The following is a 19,331-nucleotide window of genomic DNA, read 5'->3' on the forward strand; positions in this document are numbered from 1 at the left end:
CTTCTCTTGATGAAGGGGTGAGGTTTCAGATGATAGTTAAGTTGCAGGGGTTAGACTACAGTTCTGCGCTCGACGCGAGTGTGTTGTTGACGATCGAAAGAAAGCTCAACGCCCCTTCCATCTGCAATTTTCGTTTGTGCCTTCCGGATAGCAGCGCATTGAGTATTCCGGTGCGGTTTCAGGCAGTATCCGTGGCCGGGGATGATGGAACGGTATATTTTACAGGCTATATTGCAGCGAGTCCGGTGCCGGAGTATTTGGGGTTGGGGATTGAAGGTCCAAAGTACGGCTATCTTGTTTATGCCATCAGCGACGAAATTCTGTTGGACCAGTATTTGCTTGCAGCGTGCAAGAATGTTACTGGACTGACCGTCAGCGCCATGCTGGAATCGCTTGTGAACAAGAGCGGATCAAGTGCTCTGTCGACGAAATTATTGACACTGGATAGCCAGTTGGGGAACGTTGCATTTCGTTTGGGAACATCGTGGAGCCAGTGCGCGGGGCAAGCCGCAGCGATGGCAAGAGCGACGTACCGAGCAGTAAGTGGAGTGCTCGAACTTAGTTCTATCCAGTCCGTCGTTCATGAGCTGGATGAGAGTGACGGCACGCTGAATATGGCGAATCTTGTGTTTGAGGCACAAGAGAAGCGGGCACTCGCCAATGATGTAACAGTCTGCGGCGAGCATGAGCCTGTTGCCTATGTGACGGAATATTTTGAAGGGGATGGGACGACACTGGATTTTTATCTGTCGGCGGATCCTTTTTCCCTGTCTTCGTCGAAAGAAGTTGTTATCGATGAAGACTTCAATGAGTCAGTGGTCAATAGTAGCGTCTGGGGAAATACGGGAGACGAGTATCTTACGATTGGAGCCGAGGGGCTCTCCATGAACGGTGGAAATGGAGTGGATGGCCAGGCCGTATTGAAATGGCTCGATCCAATCGAAATGGGCGGCACGGTAGTGTTTGAAGCTGCCGGGGTGCTTCTGGATGCAGGTAGCTCCGGCGTGCTGTGTGGGTTATACAACGGAGACGTGACGGTGGACGGATGTGTGGCTGGTTTTCAGGTTACTTCCGCTACGGGAACAGGAACCGTTTCCATTCAACCGATACTGAATGGATTAGCTGGGGGTACGAGTTACACCCTCAGCAGTTCGAATCAATATGCTTTGCGCCTGCGCGTACATTGTCCGGAGTTTTATCGTGCGGAACAGATTTATCGGTCTTCCGGGGATGATGGAGCGATCAGTGTAGGCGGCACGTGGACGTTGAGCCCAGCCAGCGTGACGCTGGAGGTTCAGGAGTATGTGAATAGCGTCGGTGCGACTCCAGTTACGCTTTACGATGGGGCTTTTACAAACTTTCCGGGAGTTTGTTATGCAGTTGCGGCAAGCAGTATCAATCTGATTGGTAGCATGAGTTCGATTGAGCTGAAAAACATCGGATCGGCGTGGGTGGTAAGCACACCGTCCAGTGGCGGTGCCTATACAAGGCGGCTTGGGACGACTGCGGAAAGCGCCGAGTGCCATGTGGAGCGGACGGGCGAGTTAGTGTTTTATAGCGGCTATGCACCGGCGAGTGGCGAACATGTGGCGGTGAGTTATCGCACAATTGGCCGCGCCGTCGGACGGGCAGTGAATACGTCAAGCCAGACGGCGCTGGCAGCGGCTGGATACCCGTCCGAGTCTGCATGGATTGGAACGGTTACAACTCCTGCAGCACGCACTTCAGCAGACTGCAGAAATGCGGCACTGGTGATCGAGCAGGCAGCGGCCAGCGTGAGCGCACTGTGGAGTGGAAGATTTAAGGGCACGAATTTCTGTTTTGCTTCCGATGTCTGGCCTGGAGATGCGCTCGAATTAGTGGCGAGTTCGTTGAGCCTTGATGTGCAGGTGGTGGTGCGCAGCGTAAAGATTACCTATCAGTCGAGCATGCCGGATCTGATCGAGTATACCGTTGCATTTGCCAATGACTGGGCAGATGACTTGGCAGTGAAGACCAGCACGACGGTGCCAGACGATACGTGGCTGCCCGCGGTTGTTTCGCCAACGCTCCTGTCGAACCTGAATGCGCTGACGGTAACAATGCTGAGCAGCACGACAGTGACGATCAATACGGGAGTTACTCCCGTGACGGGCGGCGGATTTGAGATACGGCGGCGGGATTTCGTCTTCAGGGCAGGAGAGGATACAGACCTGGTGACGCGGACAAGCGCACAAAATATTACATTCGCTCGTGAATCCGCGAACGACCGTTTTTACATTCGCATGTACGATGCTTCTACGCCGCCGAATTACTCTGAATTTTCGACGGCATTATTGATCAACCTGCCGTTTTCGTCGTGAGGAATGTGCAGCGGGATGGGGATGGAGTCAGACTCATGCGAATGATGAATGAGTTCGAGGCGCAGGTTCTGAGCGACTTGAGTGTGTTGAAGAATCAAATGAATGGTCTGTTGGGAGATGGCAATGGCGGCCGCATTGCCGAACTGGAACGGCGTCTGGAAAGGCATGAACAAAACTGGCAGCGCGCCAAAGGGGTTTTGGCCGCAGCCAGTGTTGTTTTTGCCGTCATGGAGGTTGCATTCGAGGCTTGGCGCAGGCACTGAAAAATTCCAGATAGAAGTTTTTAAAAAGAGGAAAACAGAGCCTCGTATAATTAGAGTCATGAGCAATCAGCCGTTAGTTGGCGTCGTAATGGGCAGCAAGAGCGACTATGAAGTGCTCTCGGCTGCGGTAGATATTTTGAAGGCCCTTGAGATTCCGCATGAGGCCAAGGTCGTCAGTGCGCATCGCACGCCAGACTTGCTGTATCGCTATGCGGAAACGGCGCGGGAGCGTGGTTTGAGGGCGATTATTGCCGGTGCGGGCGGTGCGGCGCATTTGCCGGGCATGCTGGCAGCCAAGACGCTGGTTCCGGTGCTGGGTGTTCCGGTTCCGGCCACGCTTTTGAATGGCATGGATTCGTTGTTGTCGATTGTGCAGATGCCCAAGGGGGTTCCGGTGGGAACTTTGGCGATTGGCAAGCCTGGTGCTGCGAACGCCGCGTTGTTTGCTGCCGAAATTCTGGCTGGCACAGACGCCGCACTCTACGAACGGCTGGCCGCATGGCGCTTGGCCCGTACGCAGGAAGTGCTTGATCAGGAGCTGCCAGCGTGACGAACGATTCCTTTTCAAAAACTGAAAGCATTCAGCCCGGTGGCTTGATCGCCATTCTGGGCGGCGGCCAGTTAGGTCGCATGACGGCCATGGCGGCGCGCTCAATGGGTTATCGTGTGCGGGTGATGGATCCCGAGGCGAAGTGCCCGGCGAGCTTTGTGGTGGATGAAACCATGGTGGGGCGTTGGGACGAAACCGACGTTGCACGTCGCCTGGCGGAAGGTGCCGACGCGGTTACGCTGGAGATTGAACAGATTAGCGTGGATGCGCTGCGCAATGTGGCGCGACTGGCTCCGCTGCGTCCGGGCGTTGAGCCGATCCGCATTATCCAGGACAAAACTCTGCAGAAGGGGTGGCTTGCCGAGAACGGTTTTCCGGTGGGGCCTTTCCGCGTGGTGAAAGGCGAAGAAGAGTTGCAGGCCGCCGTGCCTGTGCTTGAGAATCGCGTCTTCCTGAAGATTGGCCGCGGTGGTTACGATGGCCGCGGACAGGCTCGCATTGGAATCGATGCTCCCGCCAGCGCGGAGAATATTACCGCAGCGTGGCAGTCGATTGGTGCCGCGCCCGCAGTGGCCGAACAGGCGCTCGATTTGGCCTGCGAGATCAGCGTGATGGCGGCGCGGAATCCTGCCGGCGAAGTGCGTTCCTATCCGGCGGCGCGCAATCATCATGAGAATCAGATTCTGGCCTGGAGTGTTTTGCCTGCGGGCGTTCCCGACGAACTGGAAACGCGAGCACAGGCTCTGGCAGCGGCGATTGTCGATAAGCTCGGGATCGAGGGCTTGCTCTGCTGCGAAATGTTTGTCACTAAGCAGGGCGAGTTATTCGTCAATGAGCTTGCGCCACGGCCCCACAACAGCTATCACCAGAGCGAGCGCGGCTGCGTAACCAGCCAGTTTGAGCAACTGGTGCGCACCACCTGCAATTTGCCTTTGGGTGATACGTCGCTGATTTCTCCTTGCGCCATCGTCAATCTGTTGGGCGAAGTGTGGATCGAGGCGAACGGCAAGCCGAACTTTGCAGCAGCCATGGCTGTGCCGGGTGTGCAGGTGCATCTTTACGAGAAGCTTTCAGCGCGCGTGGGCCGCAAGATGGGCCATCTTTCGGCGACGGGAGCAACGGCGGAAGAGGCGCTTGAGCGCGTGCTTGAGGCCAAGCGCAGACTGTAAAGGTCTATGCCTTGCAGGCTTCAAAACGACCCCGGAAATCACCTTTATAGCATTTCTCCAATTGCTGTAGAGCGAAAGCTGGATGCCGAGGGGCTTTTTCCTTAAGAAAAAGCCACCTTGCACGCAATTCGACACTGCACGTGTATTGGAGAAATGCTCTAAAAATATAGATAGAAACAACGAGGGCGACTCACTGTAGTGAGTCGCCCTCGTTGTTTCTTGGTTGTAACTTCCAGGTAAGGAGTTAGTCCTGCGACTTATCCCACGACTTGGGGCGGCGATTGGCCTGCAGAACCTTCTTGCGCAGGCGCAGTGACTTGGGAGTCACTTCCACGAGTTCGTCGTTGGCGATGAACTCGATGCCCTGCTCGAGGTTGAGCGTTTTGCAAGGGACCAGACGGACGGCATCGTCAGCGGACGAAGCGCGCATGTTGGTCAGCTTCTTTTCGCGTACTACGTTTACGTCCAGATCGTTGTCGCGCGAGTGCTCGCCGACGATCATGCCTTCGTAGACTTCAACGCCCGCGCCGATGAACAGAACACCGCGCTCCTGCAGTCCGTTGAGCGAGTAGGTGGTCGTTGTTCCCTGACGGTCGCTGATGAGTGCGCCGGTGGGGCGCTGCGGAATCTCGCCCTGGTAGGGGATGTAGCCATCAAAAAGGGCGTTCATCACGATGGTGCCGCGTGTTTCGGTCAGCATTTCGCTACGCAGGCCAATGATGCCACGGCTGGGTACGCGGAACTCCATGCGTACGCGGCCTGAACCATGATTGTGCATCTTGGTCATTTCGCCCTTGCGCGGGCCAAGCTTTTCGATCACCACGCCGGTATATGCTTCCGGCACGTCGATCGTGAGGTGCTCAACCGGCTCCAGACGTACGCCATCTACAACCTTGGTGACGATCTCGGGGCGGCCAACCATCAGCTCAAAGCCTTCGCGACGCATCATTTCGATCAGGATAGCCAGCTGCAGTTCGCCACGGCCCAGAACCTTGAAGGTGTCGGGCGATCCGGTTTCTTCCACGCGAATCGAGACGTTGGTCAGCAGTTCCTTGTCCAGGCGCTCACGCAGGTTGCGGCTGGTGACGTACTGGCCTTCGCGTCCGGCAAACGGCGAGTTGTTCACGCTGAACTGGATGGCGATGGTCGGCTCGTCGATGACGATCAGCGGCAGCGGAGCGGGGTTTTCAAGGCTGGTGATGGTTTCACCAATGGTGATGCCTTCCACGCCAGCTACGGCGATGATGTCGCCCATTTCGGTCACTTCACTGTCGACACGCTTCAGACCTTCAAAGGTGAACAGCTTGGTGATCTTGGTTTTCTGTAGCGAACCGTCGCGCTTGCTGATGTTGACTTCGTCGCCAGCGCGCAGGGTGCCCTGGAAGACGCGGCAGACGGCGATGCGGCCGAAGTACTCGGAGTAGTCGAGGTTGGTGACCAGAACCTGCAGCGGAGCGGCTTCGTCGCCGGTGGCTGCGGGGATGGTCTTCAGGATTGCCTCGAAGAGCGGCTTCAGATCCTCACCCGGAACGGCTGGGTCAAGCGTGGCAAGGCCGTTCTTGGCTACGGCGTAGATCACGGGGAAGTCGAGCTGTTCTTCGGTCGCGTCCAGATCGATGAACAGGTCATAGATCTCGTTGAGCACTTCCTGCGGGCGGGCATCGGGGCGATCAATCTTGTTGATGACCACGATGGGCGGCAGCTTGGCTTCGAGTGCCTTGGCCAGCACGTAGCGGGTCTGGGGCAGCGGGCCTTCGGCAGCGTCCACCAGCAGCATGACGCCGTCCACCATCTTGAGGGCGCGTTCCACTTCGCCGCCGAAGTCAGCGTGACCGGGCGTGTCGCAGATGTTGATCTTGGTGCCGCCGTAGTGGACGGCGGTGTTTTTGGCCAGAATCGTGATGCCGCGCTCGCGCTCCAGCTCGTTGGAATCCATCACGCGGTCGGCCACCTGCTCGTTGGCACGGAAGGTTCCGGCCTGCTTCAGCAGGGCGTCGACAAGAGTGGTCTTGCCATGGTCAACATGGGCGATGATGGCGATGTTTCGAATCGTCTGGCTCACAGGTATTCGGGTCCTTTTCTCTGGTTCGGCTGTCAGCTTCGTTGCAGCCATGAGTGAGCGTGCGCCGCGCAGAGCAATCCGCTCCGGTTTTTGGCAGCCGGCCGGTGCGTGCTGGCGGTTTCGCTCAGATTCAATCCATGCCGTCGGGCGATTGGGAAGCTGCGTAGACGGCGGAAGCCACTCGATGCGGCAACTTTATTTTATCAGCAGGCTGGCGTTGAGCGTCTCACTGGAGTGCGCGATTCCTGCCCATTTCCGTGACGAATTTCCTGAATTTTCAATCTTTGGTGATCTTGATCCCGCCAATGTGCGGTTAACCGTGCCGTGCTTTGGGGCGGAAACCTTCTGTTCACACGGTTTACTTATCTGGCCTTATGCCACTCTGGCGTAGCATCGTGCTATGCGTAACTGTTTCACAAAGTTTTTTGCCGCAGCGCTAGTTGGCGTGGCAATGCTTCCTCTTGCTGCTGCCCAAAGCAGCGCTTCTTCCCATGTGGAAGAGCTGCTGCAGAGCCTGAACCGGGGGCAGTCGATCAGCCGGGTGGCCATTTCTCCCGATGGAAAACGTCTGGCCTGGATGCAGGGCGGGCACAACGGCTCTGAGATTCACGTGGCCGGAGTGGGCGATCTGGCCAAAAGTCAGCGCATTACGGCCGCTGCTGGCGCCGAAAGCCACTGCCATGAGGGCCAGATCCTCTGGTCACCCGATTCCAGTGCACTGGCCTTTGCCTCGGATTGTGGCGACTCTGGCGGACAGATGGAACTATATCTGACGCATTTGGATCTGACGCATCTGGATGGCACTGCGCCTCGTCGCCTGACCCATTTGCATGGCGAACTGGACCAGCCGGCCTTTTCGCCGGACGGCCGCTCGATTGCCTTCCTTTATGTGGAGGGAGCAACCCGTCGGGCGGGAGCGCTGGCGGCCATGAATGCCCCTTCGGGCGTGATTGGCGAGGACGGAATTGAGGTACAGCGGCTGGCCGTAGTGCCCGCCACGGCGCAGAATAACGCTGCGCCCACCCTGCTTTCGCCCGCCACACTGCATCTATACGAATTCAGTTGGGCTCCCGACTCCAAATCCGTTGCCTACATTGCCGCCAACCCTCCAGGCGAAAACAACTGGTGGGTGGCCAAGCTCTATACGCAGCCGATCGGCATGCCGCAGGTAGGCGGCGAACCCCTTGCGATTCTTGATCCTACGACCGTGAGTGGCCCGCTGCACGGCATGCAGATGGCTCTGCCTCGCTGGTCGCCCAATGGCAAGTGGATTGCCTTTATCGGTGGCTTGATGAGCGATCAGGGCGCTACCGGTGGAGACGTTTGGGCGGTTCCAGCCACTGGCGGCCGGCCTCTCAATCTGACGCCGGGCCGGGCCGCTACGCCGGAGTGGATCACCTGGGCGAGCCCGGACCATCTATGGGTTACCGAGTTGGCAGCCGGAAAAAGCCGTCTGGCCAGCCTCAAACTCAGCCCCGGTGCCGAGGGCAATTCGTTGCGGGTCATGGAAGACCGTGCGCCTTTCGTCCTGCCCGGTTCCGTAGGTGCCGATGACGCAGTGTTGAGCCTTTCGCCCACCGCTGACCATACGCGTTTCGTCTTTCGTGCCTCCAGCTACGAGCACGCCTCGGAAATCTATATGGTTGAGCCTGCAGCCGCAGCTCAGGGCAACGTACGCCTGAGCCAGCTCTCCCACCTGAATGACGGTATTCAGCCGGCCTGGGGCAGCTCTGAGTCGCTGGAGTGGACCAACGAGGGCTTTCATGTGCAGGGCTGGCTGATTCTGCCCAAGGATTACGATCCGGCCAAAAAATATCCCATGATTGTGGAAGTGCACGGCGGTCCGGCCTGGGCGGAGAGCTCGCACTGGGGAGGAAGCGGCGGGCTGAGCCCGGCTGCCTTCTCTGCGCTGGGCTATTTTGTTCTGTTGCCCAATCCGCGGGGCTCCTTTGGGCAGGGCGAAGCCTTTTTGCAGGCCAATCGCAAGGACTTTGGCCATGGCGATCTGCGGGATATTCTGGCGGGCGTGGATGCGGTGCTGGCCAAATACCCCGTCGACGCCAAACGCGTGGGTCTCACCGGCTGGAGCTACGGCGGCTTCATGAGCATGTTCGCCGTCACCCAGACCGACCGCTTCCGCGCCTCGGTGGCTGGAGCCGGTATTTCTGACTGGCAGAGCTACTACGGAGAAAACTCCATCGACCAGTGGATGTTGCCCTATTTTGGCGCTTCGGTCTACGACGATCCGGAGATTTACGCGAAAAGTTCGGCCATCAGCTACATCAAGCAGGCCCGGACGCCCACATTAATTATTGTGGGCGATCGCGATGGCGAGTGCCCTGCGCCGCAGTCCTTCGAACTATGGCATGCGTTGCGCGCGCAGGGCGTTCCCACGCAGCTTGTGGTCTATCCTAATGAAGGGCATGGGTTTACAGATCCTGTCCATCGCCGGGACGTGCTTGTGCGGGCCATTGATTGGTTCGCTCGTCAAATGCCTCCCACTCCGTAGTCTGTTTTTGCTCTCCATCGACGACGGCGGGCGTCTATCACTGCATGGACCCCGCCTTCTGTCGGCTGCTGTCAGACAGAGGCTCGTCCTGTTACACTTTTCCCTTGGAGCCTCTGCGGAAAGCCGTCTCGTACTGTAGCAAAAGAGCGAGACGCTCTGCCTGGTGTGTTCCAGCGGTATAGTTCCCTTCCACAAGTCTGCGAATGGCTGTGGGATGGGGTGTCCTAACCCGATTCTTTCAAGAGCTTTGCAAAGACCGTTCTGCGGATCGAAACAGCGGGGCGGGGAGGATTCATGCGGCGGTTTTTGACGCTTGTTTGTTTGTTGTGCCTGGCCCTTCCTGCCGGCATCACTCTCACCGGCTGCACACGCAACCCGGGTGCTAACACCTGCAATGGACTTGGTTACGGTGCCGGGATTGACGATGTGTACTCCATCACGCTGCAACCGCAGACGGCTGGAATTTCGCTGTCGTTCGGGCAGACCCAGCAGGTTTCTACGCCTACCGCGTACACCTGCAAGGGCGCCAGTGCCAGCGTAAGCTCGTATACCTACGGCACGACCAACAACAGCCTGGTGGATATTTCGCCGGCCGGCTACATCTGCGCCGGTACCTGGAATCGCAATTCCGGCGGCGGCATTGCCGACTATACGATCTGCAGCAAGCCGACCAGCACGCCTTCGACCAATGGCCTGCCCTACGGCATTGCCTACATCACGGCGTCGGCCAATTCGGTCACTTCCAATGCTGTAGAGGTCTATGTCCATCAGCAGGTGACCTCGGTGACACTGGATACGAATATCCAGGACAAATGCTATTCGCAGAATACGACGGCGTCGCTGGATGCTGAGGCCTGCTATACGGATAGCAGCGGCAATAAGTATGAGTTCTGTGCGCCTTCAGGAACGACCAGCTACGCTTGTACCGTGGCATCTGGTGCGACTATTCCCACCTGCGCTTCGTCGCTGGGCACCTTCACCTATTCGGTGAGCGATTCCGCGGTGGCCTCCATCAACTCCACCTCCAACGTGATTACCGCGCTGTTGCCTGGTACCACAGTGATCACGGCCTCGGTTGCAGGTTCGGCCTCGTCGGCAGGTGATTTTTCCACCTGCCCACCCAAATCGATCGCGCTCACCACCGCTAGTGGAAAAACGACCGCTTCCATTACCCAGGGCGCGACGCAGTCGCTGACTACCACGATCACCGATACCACTGGTGCCACTATCACCGGCCTCAGCCTCGACTATCAGTCGACCAATCCGGCGGACATCAGCGTCAGCAGCGGAAGTGTCAGCACCACCTATCCTGGCGCGGCCTCCGTCTATGCCGTCTGCCAGCCCTCTACCTGTAATCCGACTCCGGACACCGAAATCGGTTTGTACGGTACGGGTCTGTCGTTGGCCTCGAATGCGGTCAACATTACGGTACCCGGCACGGCCAGCGAGTATGTCTGGTTTGGTGCTCCCGGTCAGTCGCAGGACTTTGTCTCCATCGATATGACCACGGGCAATGCCGGTTCCACGGTGCGCCTGCCCTATGTGCCCAATTCGATGTTGATGGATCAGGATGGTTCGAGCCTTTACTTCGGCTCCTACTATGAGCTGATGATCTACAGCACATCCACCAACGGCATCACCAAGCAGGACGCCAACGTTCCCGGTGTGGTGTTGTCAGTTTCGCCCAGCAGCAGCTATGCGCTGATCAACGATCAGACCAAGGGGTATCTCTACCTCTATAACGTCTCTGCTGCCAGTTACCAATCCCAGAGTGGCTACGCAGTGGCCTCTGCCTGGACGCCGGACTCCAAAACCATGTACGCGGTGGACTATGCCACGGCAGGCACCAACCACGGCGACAAGCTTTACGTTTACAACGTGGCAACAGGCTGGAGCACCTACGACCTGACCGACATTGGCGGTGCCAAGAACCTAGCCATCACCGTGCCTGGCCTAGGCGCATTCCTGGCTGGTACCAGCGGTACTTCGGCCCACTCCTGGTGCCCCAGCGGAACTGTCGCCTCCACGATGCAGCTCTATCCCGAGGCCTACATCAACAACACGGTCGAGAACGATGTGCTGGCTGCCACCAACGACGGCAATCACATCCTCGGCGCTTACTACAGCTCCTCCGATATTGTGCTGAGCGACTTCGGCTTCACGCTGCCTGTGCAGACGGCCAGCAGCATTAGCGTTCCCACCGCCTGCACTTACAGCAGCACTACGCTTACGGGCAATAGCTGGAGCAGCGCGGTCACTACGCCTGCGCAGACGACGCTGTCGTCTTCCGGCCTTGGCGTGACGCCTACGGCTGTGAATCAGGTGGTTGCTTCGCCGAACTCCGCCATTGCCTTTGCCACCTACTCGGCCAGCTCGTCGAGCACCGGCGCAACCTTGCCCTACTACATTCCGTCCTCCACCAAGGGATCGCTGGGTACGCTTGGCTATGTGACGCTGACCGGCAGCAGCTCGATTTCGGCTCCGATTGCCGGTGCCTTCAGCCCCGACAACAACTACTTCTTCGTCTCCACGGCGGGCGACAATCTGGTGCACTACATCACGATTCCGTCCACCATCAGCAGCACCAGCCTGCCCACCGACAGCAAGCAGCTTACCCCTGCTCTGCCAGCTTGCAGCACTTCCAGCGATGGATGCTCATACACGGGCACTTCCACCGTGGTACCGGCGTCGGTGATTGTGGTCAAGCCGCGCGCTACCGAATAATCTGCAACACCGCTTCAAATTCACCGGAGGCCGACCTTGTGTCGGCCTCTTTTCTTTGCTCCAGAAGCGCTTTCCCGGTCAGGAGTGGCGTCTGAATCTGGAATCCTGGCCCCCATCCGGAAATTCCTGTTCCCTTGGTGCTGTCTTCTCTCGGAGCTTCCGAGCCCGGCACGATAAAATCAAAGCATGATTAAGGGCATTTCGTTTTTACGTCCCGCCGACAGCCCTCAGAGCTATGAGCGCCTGGCAAGCTTCTTTGCCGCGCTGGGTTTTGAGAGTGGCAAGGGATGGCAGCAGGAAACCAGCCGTGGCGCTGCCTTTCTTGCTCCCCTCGGCAATCTTGAGTTTGTCGACGGGCAATTTCCCCCCACCGCCGATGTGCTGGTTGAAGTGACCGCGCTCGACGCCGTCCATCAGGCTGCCGCCGCATGGTTGCGCGCCGAGGGCGGCGATCAGGCTGCTGCACGCCTTACCGTCATTGCTGAAACCGACTGGAAGTCGCAGATTTTTACCGTTGAGCCGATCAAAGGCTTCTCCTTCTCGTTCTGGTCGTGGCTGGATCCGATCAAGGGTAAGCCTGTGGCCGTCGAAGGCGACCTTTCTGCCGAAGGCATGAAGTTTGCCATCGTTGTGGCCCGCTGGAACGCCGTGATCACAGACCGGCTTCTGGATGGCGCGCTCGACGTACTGCTGCGCTCCGGCGCAAAGCGTGAAAATATTCAGGTCGTCCGCGTCCCCGGCGCATGGGAAGTTCCCGCTGCCGCTCGCACCATCGCCAATCTGGGACAGGTGGACGCCATCATCACGCTTGGCTGCCTTTTGCGCGGCGAAACCGCTCACTATGAGGCCATCTACAACGAGGTCTCGCGGGGCATTGGCCAGTCGCAGCAGGAAACCGGTATTCCACACAGTTTTGGCGTGCTCACCTGCGAGACCCTGGAGCAGGCTCTCAACCGTGCCGGCATCAAGGCCGGAAACAAGGGCTTTGAAGCCGGCGCTGCCGCCATTGAAATGGTCAGCCTGAGCCGTAAGTTGAAGCAGGGGGATCTCGCTTGAGCGCTGGAAATCGTCGCAAATCCCGTGAACTGGCCATGCAGATGCTCTTTCAGGCAGACATGGCCCACCAGAGCCCGGAAGACGTGCGTGCTACCTTCTGGCGCGCCGCCGATCCCGTGGAAGCCGATGTGCGTGGCTTCGCCGAAGATCTCTTCCGCGTGGCCATTGACCGGCAGGAGAAGATCGACGAGCTGATCGCCGCCAACAGCCGCCACTGGAAGCTGGAGCGCATGCCCGCCGTGGACCGCAACCTGTTGCGCATGGCCGTGGGCGAAATGCTGGCCTACCGCTCCACGCCTTTCCCTATCGTCATCAATGAGGCGCTGGAGATTGCCCGCCGCTATGCCGCGCCCGAGTCGATCAACTTTCTGAACGGCATGCTGGACTCCATCGCCCGCAGCCTGATCGAAAAGTAGTCGCTGCCCCGGCGCTGCTCTAAAACTCCACAAACTGGAGCATGACTTGAAAGTGCCTGCCCCAGGCCTGCCGCATCGCTGTTGTAGCGGCAGGCGGGCAGGCGTACAACTGAATTGCAGACTCTGCCCATGTTTGTCAGCATGGGCAGAAGCTTTTTTGAATCTGATCTGTCCTTTTCTTGGCAGGAATGGACCCGGGAGCAGCGCCATGAGTACGTGGGACGAACCCCAACCCGCATCAAGCTCGCTGGACGTGCTGGCACAGGCCTTCAGCGACCAGCTTGTAGCATGCCTGGAAGAGTGTGTGCGTGGCCGTCAGGGCCTGTTTGGAGCATCGGTTCAGCTTGAGGCTGGCGATGAGGGCTGGCCAGAAGCAGCCCGCCTGCGTGAGTTGGCCATGGCGCTGCAGGGCGTCTATGCGCAAAATGAAGAACGCTGCGCCTTGGCCGAGGAGTTCCTTGACCTGTGCTCGATGCACGGCGAATACAATCCCGGTGAGCGCAGGCTGGCGCGTTCCTTCCTGGAGCGCATTGCGGGCGGCAAGGTCGGCACACCCACGCAGGAGGAGCATTCATGGTAATTCTGCACGCATTTCTGGCGCTGATTTCAGGATTTCTGGTGACGGCCGTGCTGCTGGGGCTGCTGAACGCCCTGTTGAGCAGGCCTGTGCCTGACTGGAGCAAAAGCGGCGTAAGCATTGCTCCGGGCTACGCCTTTGTGAATCTGGCTACTACGTTTCTTTCCACCGCTGCCGGTGGATGCGTCACGGCCTGGATCGGATCCGCCAGCCCGGCGCAGCATGTGATGATTCTGGGCATTGTCTTTTTGGTGCTGGCAGCTATTAGCGTGCTGCAGGAGCGCGGCAAACAGCCGGTCTGGTTTCTGCTGGCACAGGTGGTCATTCCGCCGCTGGGAGCTTTGGCTGGCGGGCTGTTGTGGCTGCGATTTACGGGAGTGCTCTAAAAAGCTCGCTGCACTCTCTGCCAAACCTCGTCCGGCATGGTGCTCTTCCAGGTTTTGCAGAGCACTTTGGCAAAGCGGGGATCAGAGGACGCTGTAACTTCCACGCGGTCAATGAACTCCGTGCCATGCTTTTCCAGCAGATCTTCCAGCAGGTCAGTCGCCAGCAGGGACTGCAAGGATGCGGGCTTGACGCTCGAACACATCAACTGAATCAGCAGCCAGTGGGTTTCCGGATTGCTCCAGGCCAGATCGGCTTCCGTGTCTGTTAGCTTTGCGAGGGCCTCTCGCTGTTCGAATGTAGTTTTGGGTTTATTGTAGGCAAGCCAAGCCACTGCAGCACGTTTTAAATCGCCATCGTTCATGACGTTTTCCTCGTGCACAAAACAATAGCACGATTTCCTCAGGATGGTCATCGTCACTTTTGCTCTGTTGCGCAAGAGGGTCGCGCTTTTTTGCCGCAGCTCATGGTCGCATCCCCGATGGAACACTTTTTGCTTCAATCCGCACAACGGCTTGCGTCCGTTATCCTCAAAGTATGGCGTTGGTTGAGGTGGAATCGGTATCAAAAACGTATCCGCGGCGTGTGGGCTTGCGCACGGCGGAGCAGGCCGTGGTGGATCGCGTCTCGCTCACAATTGCCGAGGGGGAAACGCTGGGACTGGTGGGCGAATCCGGCTCGGGAAAAACCACCGTCGCCCGCATGATTCTGGGGCTGGTCAAACCCAGCGCTGGCGCGGTGCGCGTGGACGGCATAGACCTGGCCCACGCCACGCCCGCCGCCATGAAAAAGCTGCGCCGCACCATGCAGCCCGTCTTTCAGGACCCCTATGGCGCGTTGAACTCCCGGATGAGCGTGCTGGAACTGGTGAGCGAGCCCTTCGCCATTCACGGCCAGGATCTGGGACTATCGCTCAGCCGCGCAAGCCTGCGGGAAAAATCAGCGGAGCTGCTCAAGGAGGTCGGGCTGGATGGCTCAGCGCTTGATCGTTACCCGCATGAATTTAGCGGCGGCCAGCGGCAGCGCATCAACATCGCCCGCGCGCTGGCTCTGCGGCCTCGTCTGCTGATCCTCGACGAACCTGTTTCGGCGCTTGACGTTAGCGTGGGCGCGCAGGTCGTCAATCTGCTGCGTGACCTGCAGCGCACGCTGGGACTCACCTATTTGTTCATCTCGCACTCTATGCCGTTGGTGCGTTACCTGAGCACGCGCATTGCCGTCATGGAGCATGGCCGCATGGTGGAAACCGGCGAGGCCGAAGCCCTCTGCGCCCACCCTTGCGAAGCTTACACACAGCGCCTGCTGGCCGCTACGCCAGAGATGGGGACGAGCTTCTAGAGCATCTCTCCTGATGCTGTGAAGTGGCAAAAGTCCTGCCAGATTGCCGCTCCCTGAGGGTCGCGTCAACGAAGCTGCATCGACTCGCTCTATACCTTCAGGAGAGATGCTCTAGGTTCCAGGACCTTGACCGCGTAAAGTTGTTCCTTGGTTCGTGCTTTCCCAGCTCCCAAAAGCGGGACCTGGGGCACCCAGCGTGGGCACAAATTCAAACGGTCATAGACCTAGGTGCTAGAGGTTGGAAGCTAGGGGCCGGTGAATCAATTCAGCCGCCCACTCTTCGGTGCTGTTGGGTACGCTGCACTGCCGTCGTTCAACTCCAGGCGCACATAATCCCACACCACGCCCGTCGTCACATCGCCCTCAGGCACGGTAAACGTCACGGAGTTTTCGCCTGTCTTGAGCAGGTCCGCCGCGAATGTTTGCGCATACTGATTCCAGACGCCCTGGTTGGTGTTGTAGCGAATCGCGTTCGTTGCCACCGGGTATAACGTGCCCACCTGCTGCCCATTCACGCCAATCTGCAGACCGCCGCCGCCATCTGCGCCAGCCAGGGCAACGCGCAATACGGCCGTGCCTTTGCTCTGCGCTGGTAGCGTGAATTTTACGGTCCATGTGGTGGCGCGGCCATGGCCCCATTCCTTCCACATGTCCTTGTCGCCATCGGGCAGATGAACCCAACCGAAGCGCTGGTTCAGCGGATCTTTGGCGGCAGGATTTTTCCAGGCTTCCGTGGTTGAGTGCGGAACCTCTTCGAAGAACCAGTCGCGATGGTAATCGCTTTTGCCAATGGTATAAGTCACATCATTGGGGAAGAGATCGCCATAGCGCAGAGGCCATCCCCACAGCCAATAGTTGGCGCCGTCGCCCTTGTAAAACTTGTCGCCCGCGCGATCCGGATAGCCGATCTCCCATACTTGTTTGCCATAGCGAACGGGTTTCCAATCAAGTTTTCCAAGGTTGATCGTTCTGCCTGCAACAACCGTGATGTTGGCCTGCGCGTACTCGCCCAAAACTCCATCCGCGAAGGCGTGCAGCGTATAACTTCCGGGGCGAACATTGGGGATGGTGAAGCTGCCATCTTCTTTGCCGTCGGCCCAGAACTGGTAGTAATTGCCATCGTGCGGCCAGGTGATGGTTGTTCCATTGCCAGCACGCAACTGAAAGGGATTGCCGCTTCCAGGATAGTCCGGGTGAGCCAGTCCGACGGTCAGGTGGGGAAGCTTTTTGCTCTCGGCCTGCGCATCGTCCAGAATGAACTGCCCGGAGACTGTAGCGCGACCATCTTTATGCGGGTAGTCAACGCCGCGCACCCAGTCAAAGGGCCATGCGGCCTTCATCTCTTTGGATTTTTCAACGGCATCTTCCCACAAGGTAGTCGCATTGTCATGCCATGCCACGGGAACGTCCGGCTGGCCACTTCCATAACTTGCGGTAAAGTCTTTCAGCGCGTTTTTGCTGGGTTCTTTTGCCTTGTCCAGCTTATTGAAATAGATAAAGAGCGGCCCAACCACATGCTTCCAGTCTTCTCCCTGAGGAATGTAGACGTTGTCGCCTCCGGCGTAGTGGCCGCTGGTCCAGTAATCCAGCACTGTTCCGCCCATGTGGTCGATCAGGTCCAGCTTCTCAGCGCCGCCGCCAATGTACTCAGTGGAGGGATTCATGAAGTAGACGCCGATGTGGTCCTTGGTGCTGGACCAACCCCATGCCTGCAGTTTGTACATCAGAGCGTTGTAGTTATATTTGTGTTCCACGGAATTTTTGTAGAGGCCCGAAGTTAGAATCCTCTGCTCTTTGGCGTGGATCACAACGCCCCGTTCAAGATCATCGCGTGGCACCATGAACAGGTTGCGATCCTCGTCCACCGAGAGCCAGTCAAAGACCGGACTCATGGCTTCGAGGGTGAATCGCCCTTCCCCTACGTCGGAAGTCGGATAGCTGGCAGGATGCGAGAACTCTGTATAGGTATAGAATCCGCTGACGCCGCGCTCCATCGTGTAGTGGGTTTCGATGTTGAAGGCGCTGTGCCCATCCCCTTTGCCGGGATTCACGCCACGTACCGCAATATCCGCGCGTTCGCCGCCGTTGTCCTTGGGGTTGATGGCGATGCCTACCGCGATCGTGCCGGAGGGCAACTGCTCCCAGGATTGTCCATGCGTAAGAATCTCAACCCCGTTGTAGAGGATCGATTGTGGATTGCCATTGGATTTGTGCACGGTCAGCCGGACGATGCCATTGTCCAGCGTCCAGGCGTCTCCGTTGTCAGAGACCTTGACGGGTGCGTTGGTTGTGACCTTGGCAACATGGGGCTGTTCCTCTGCGGAACTGGCTGGGGAGTCGCCCAAAAGAACGACAAGAAAGAAAACTCCGCAGCCAAGAATAAGATTTCTGATGCTTCGCATGACGCAACCTTTCCTGAGAACTCGAAGCTTTGGGCAGAGCATGCGTCGGAAGATGGCCGAATCCAGCTCGATCCACTTTGCGGTCGGCCAGAGTCGTACCCTGCAGCTCTATCCCCGAAAAGACAATGCAGGAATCATAAATCAGTGCCCAAACACGAAACAGGAGCCGAGGCTCCTGTTTCGTGTAGATCAATTGCAGGCAAGCTTATTCTTCGTCCCCTGACGCTACGCACCGTTCTTCTTCAGGTTGCGAGCCAGCACTTTTTCTACTACTTGCTCGACGTCCGAAAGAAAGAAGCCGCTGGAAGGCTGCTGCATAGCTACTTTGGTGTTGGCATGCCCCAAAGCCATGGCAATCTCGTTCCAGCGGTAGATGGGAGAGGCCGCCGACAGAACCACCGGTTTGCGGACAGTCTGCGGCAGCGTCGCATAGTAGTTCCACATCCCCCAGCCAACCAGAGTGGCGATTTCGTAGATAAACTCACTTGCGGCTGTTAGCGACATATCTCTAAGGGGAAGCGTTGACTGCACCAAGTCATTTGCCGCTAAAAAAGCCAGACATAGGGAGGAGCCAAAGGCAAAGTCTCGTGTTGAAATTTGTAGCGTGTTCATACATATGCATAGAAATGCAAGCAAACATAACTCCAGAATGCTGATGGAACGCATCAGTCCGGAGGTGATATTCGGAAGGGAAGCCCAGTTGTGAATGGATATGCTGGAGATTGCTAAAATGACGGAGACAATCGCAAACCAACGAAACAAAGTTGTGCCGTACTTCATCAAGCCAACGAATGGAAGCAGCGCCCAGCGGAAGATTTCCAGGCAGACAAAAAACAACATAGTCGCGCAGACAAGATAAATTCCCCACGAGGAAAAGAAATATCCGCAGCACCAGGAGGTGGCATGAGTCCTCATGCTGCCCTCTAGTAGGACCAAGATGACGGGCAAGCTCAGAACGCGCAAGGCCAAGTAAATGGAGAGCGCCTTGAACTCGCGATATAAATTCCGTTTCCATACCTGAAGGGCAAGTGCGGCGGCCAGGAGAAACTCCACCCCACAGAGCATCATCATGGCAAGGTTTGAAGACATAAAAGGGCATACCCTCCCAAGGGTGCTCTCAGCATAGCTCCAAACCTTTGATGGAACAACAGAAAAGCGATAAAGATGTACCGCTGGATTTACTCTGCCGATGCGAGACAGGTGGGAACGCAACGGGCAATGGGAATTGCGCCATTGGCGATCTGATGGCTGATGTGTTTAGGTGTGGCGGAGGACATGGAAGCGGCGGCAAAACCTACGATCACAATGCAGAAGGCGAAGATGCGGACAGTGAGTTTCATAAGTAGTAACCCTTTTCCAAAAGATTTGCGAAAAATCGGGAACTTCGCTGAACTGGAATATAAGATTAGTTTTTTCTTAAGTCAAGTATTTTTTTAGTGTTACATTACTTGGTAAGGTTTGAATTACTGTTGTCACGCTCTTCTCCTTGGTAACTTAAAGGTAATCATCCTTGCCCCGTGTAATCCCTCCATCCTCCTT

The 19,331-nt window shown here is 57.5% G+C and carries 17 protein-coding genes; 12 read left to right on the forward strand and 5 right to left on the reverse strand.

The genetic code is table 11. The annotated features are described in order from the left end of the window. Window positions 1-29 precede the first annotated feature (29 nt). The 4 genes from ACOBR2_RS02920 to purK are packed head-to-tail and all read left to right on the forward strand — an operon-like array spanning window position 30 to window position 4,324. Window positions 30-2,342 (forward strand): hypothetical protein, encoded by a 2,313-nt coding sequence (locus ACOBR2_RS02920; RefSeq protein WP_420238574.1) that lies wholly within the window; start codon window positions 30-32, stop codon window positions 2,340-2,342. Between the two features lie 35 nt (window positions 2,343-2,377). Next, window positions 2,378-2,605 (forward strand): hypothetical protein, encoded by a 228-nt coding sequence (locus tag ACOBR2_RS02925; RefSeq protein WP_420238575.1) that lies wholly within the window; start codon window positions 2,378-2,380, stop codon window positions 2,603-2,605. 58 nt (window positions 2,606-2,663) lie between these two features. Further along, window positions 2,664-3,155 (forward strand): 5-(carboxyamino)imidazole ribonucleotide mutase, encoded by a 492-nt coding sequence (purE, locus tag ACOBR2_RS02930; RefSeq protein WP_420238576.1) that lies wholly within the window; start codon window positions 2,664-2,666, stop codon window positions 3,153-3,155. Continuing rightward, window positions 3,152-4,324, forward strand: coding sequence for a 5-(carboxyamino)imidazole ribonucleotide synthase (purK, locus tag ACOBR2_RS02935; protein WP_420238577.1), 1,173 nt, complete (start codon window positions 3,152-3,154; stop codon window positions 4,322-4,324). Before purE ends, purK begins: the two co-directional genes overlap by 4 nt. Before the next feature lie 244 nt (window positions 4,325-4,568). Here purK and typA read toward each other — a convergent pair whose 3' ends face one another. Next, a complete protein-coding gene (gene typA / locus ACOBR2_RS02940; RefSeq protein WP_420238578.1) occupies window positions 4,569-6,437 on the reverse strand; it encodes a translational GTPase TypA in 1,869 nt (622 codons plus the stop codon). A gap of 133 nt (window positions 6,438-6,570) precedes the next feature. On the opposite strand from typA, the gene ACOBR2_RS02945 reads away from it, so the two are divergent. The 7 genes from ACOBR2_RS02945 to ACOBR2_RS02975 all read left to right on the forward strand — a co-directional run bounded on the left by ACOBR2_RS02945 (window position 6,571) and on the right by ACOBR2_RS02975 (window position 14,054). Next, entirely contained in the window at window positions 6,571-6,777 is a 207-nt protein-coding gene (locus ACOBR2_RS02945; protein ID WP_420238579.1) for a hypothetical protein, read from the forward strand. Between the two features lie 9 nt (window positions 6,778-6,786). Beyond that, window positions 6,787-8,895 (forward strand): prolyl oligopeptidase family serine peptidase, encoded by a 2,109-nt coding sequence (locus ACOBR2_RS02950; RefSeq protein ID WP_420238580.1) that lies wholly within the window; start codon window positions 6,787-6,789, stop codon window positions 8,893-8,895. Window positions 8,896-9,189: 294 nt separating this feature from the next. Continuing rightward, the gene (locus tag ACOBR2_RS02955) at window positions 9,190-11,619 is read left to right on the forward strand and encodes a hypothetical protein (protein WP_420238581.1); all 2,430 of its coding nucleotides are present in this window, start codon (window positions 9,190-9,192) and stop codon (window positions 11,617-11,619) included. A 186-nt stretch (window positions 11,620-11,805) separates the two neighbouring features. After that, complete coding sequence (gene ribH, locus ACOBR2_RS02960; RefSeq protein ID WP_420238582.1) at window positions 11,806-12,675, forward strand: 6,7-dimethyl-8-ribityllumazine synthase; 870 nt, start codon at window positions 11,806-11,808, stop codon at window positions 12,673-12,675. After that, window positions 12,672-13,091, forward strand: coding sequence for a transcription antitermination factor NusB (nusB, locus tag ACOBR2_RS02965; protein WP_420238583.1), 420 nt, complete (start codon window positions 12,672-12,674; stop codon window positions 13,089-13,091). Before ribH ends, nusB begins: the two co-directional genes overlap by 4 nt. A gap of 208 nt (window positions 13,092-13,299) precedes the next feature. After that, a complete protein-coding gene (locus tag ACOBR2_RS02970; RefSeq protein WP_420238584.1) occupies window positions 13,300-13,671 on the forward strand; it encodes a hypothetical protein in 372 nt (123 codons plus the stop codon). Beyond that, the gene (locus tag ACOBR2_RS02975; protein ID WP_420238585.1) at window positions 13,665-14,054 is read left to right on the forward strand and encodes a hypothetical protein; all 390 of its coding nucleotides are present in this window, start codon (window positions 13,665-13,667) and stop codon (window positions 14,052-14,054) included. Before ACOBR2_RS02970 ends, ACOBR2_RS02975 begins: the two co-directional genes overlap by 7 nt. Here the strand turns inward: ACOBR2_RS02975 and ACOBR2_RS02980 are convergent. Beyond that, the gene (locus ACOBR2_RS02980) at window positions 14,051-14,416 is read right to left on the reverse strand and encodes a DUF6869 domain-containing protein (protein WP_420238586.1); all 366 of its coding nucleotides are present in this window, start codon (window positions 14,414-14,416) and stop codon (window positions 14,051-14,053) included. The two genes, ACOBR2_RS02975 and ACOBR2_RS02980, sit on opposite strands and share 4 nt — an antisense overlap. Window positions 14,417-14,589: 173 nt before the next feature. On the opposite strand from ACOBR2_RS02980, the gene ACOBR2_RS02985 reads away from it, so the two are divergent. Continuing rightward, window positions 14,590-15,390, forward strand: a complete 801-nt coding sequence (locus ACOBR2_RS02985; RefSeq protein WP_420238587.1) for an ATP-binding cassette domain-containing protein — start codon at window positions 14,590-14,592, stop codon at window positions 15,388-15,390. A 260-nt stretch (window positions 15,391-15,650) separates the two neighbouring features. Here ACOBR2_RS02985 and ACOBR2_RS02990 read toward each other — a convergent pair whose 3' ends face one another. The 3 genes from ACOBR2_RS02990 to ACOBR2_RS03000 form a co-directional block, all read right to left on the reverse strand. Continuing rightward, window positions 15,651-17,792: a polysaccharide lyase family protein gene (locus tag ACOBR2_RS02990; RefSeq protein ID WP_420238588.1), complete on the reverse strand. Its 2,142-nt coding sequence runs from the start codon at window positions 17,790-17,792 to the stop codon at window positions 15,651-15,653. A 225-nt stretch (window positions 17,793-18,017) separates the two neighbouring features. After that, a complete protein-coding gene (locus tag ACOBR2_RS02995) occupies window positions 18,018-18,881 on the reverse strand; it encodes a hypothetical protein (RefSeq protein WP_420238589.1) in 864 nt (287 codons plus the stop codon). Window positions 18,882-18,970: 89 nt separating this feature from the next. Then, the gene (locus tag ACOBR2_RS03000) at window positions 18,971-19,132 is read right to left on the reverse strand and encodes a hypothetical protein (RefSeq protein ID WP_420238590.1); all 162 of its coding nucleotides are present in this window, start codon (window positions 19,130-19,132) and stop codon (window positions 18,971-18,973) included. Window positions 19,133-19,331: the final 199 nt, after the last annotated feature.

The organism is Telmatobacter bradus, from assembly GCF_048629425.1.
In the GTDB taxonomy this organism is placed as follows: Bacteria; Acidobacteriota; Terriglobia; order Terriglobales; family Acidobacteriaceae; genus Telmatobacter; species Telmatobacter bradus.

Coding starts and splice junctions, on each gene's coding strand:
- ACOBR2_RS02920 (WP_420238574.1), top strand. CDS start 30: ATGATAGTTAAGTTGCAGGGGTTAGACTACAGTTCTGCGCTCGACGCG.
- ACOBR2_RS02925 (WP_420238575.1), top strand. CDS start 2,378: ATGCGAATGATGAATGAGTTCGAGGCGCAGGTTCTGAGCGACTTGAGT.
- purE (WP_420238576.1), top strand. CDS start 2,664: ATGAGCAATCAGCCGTTAGTTGGCGTCGTAATGGGCAGCAAGAGCGAC.
- typA (WP_420238578.1), bottom strand. CDS start 6,437: ATGGCTGCAACGAAGCTGACAGCCGAACCAGAGAAAAGGACCCGAATA.
- ACOBR2_RS02945 (WP_420238579.1), top strand. CDS start 6,571: ATGCGGCAACTTTATTTTATCAGCAGGCTGGCGTTGAGCGTCTCACTG.
- ACOBR2_RS02950 (WP_420238580.1), top strand. CDS start 6,787: ATGCGTAACTGTTTCACAAAGTTTTTTGCCGCAGCGCTAGTTGGCGTG.
- ACOBR2_RS02955 (WP_420238581.1), top strand. CDS start 9,190: ATGCGGCGGTTTTTGACGCTTGTTTGTTTGTTGTGCCTGGCCCTTCCT.
- ribH (WP_420238582.1), top strand. CDS start 11,806: ATGATTAAGGGCATTTCGTTTTTACGTCCCGCCGACAGCCCTCAGAGC.
- ACOBR2_RS02970 (WP_420238584.1), top strand. CDS start 13,300: ATGAGTACGTGGGACGAACCCCAACCCGCATCAAGCTCGCTGGACGTG.
- ACOBR2_RS02975 (WP_420238585.1), top strand. CDS start 13,665: ATGGTAATTCTGCACGCATTTCTGGCGCTGATTTCAGGATTTCTGGTG.
- ACOBR2_RS02980 (WP_420238586.1), bottom strand. CDS start 14,416: ATGAACGATGGCGATTTAAAACGTGCTGCAGTGGCTTGGCTTGCCTAC.
- ACOBR2_RS02985 (WP_420238587.1), top strand. CDS start 14,590: ATGGCGTTGGTTGAGGTGGAATCGGTATCAAAAACGTATCCGCGGCGT.
- ACOBR2_RS02990 (WP_420238588.1), bottom strand. CDS start 17,792: ATGCGAAGCATCAGAAATCTTATTCTTGGCTGCGGAGTTTTCTTTCTT.
- ACOBR2_RS02995 (WP_420238589.1), bottom strand. CDS start 18,881: ATGTCTTCAAACCTTGCCATGATGATGCTCTGTGGGGTGGAGTTTCTC.
- ACOBR2_RS03000 (WP_420238590.1), bottom strand. CDS start 19,132: ATGAAACTCACTGTCCGCATCTTCGCCTTCTGCATTGTGATCGTAGGT.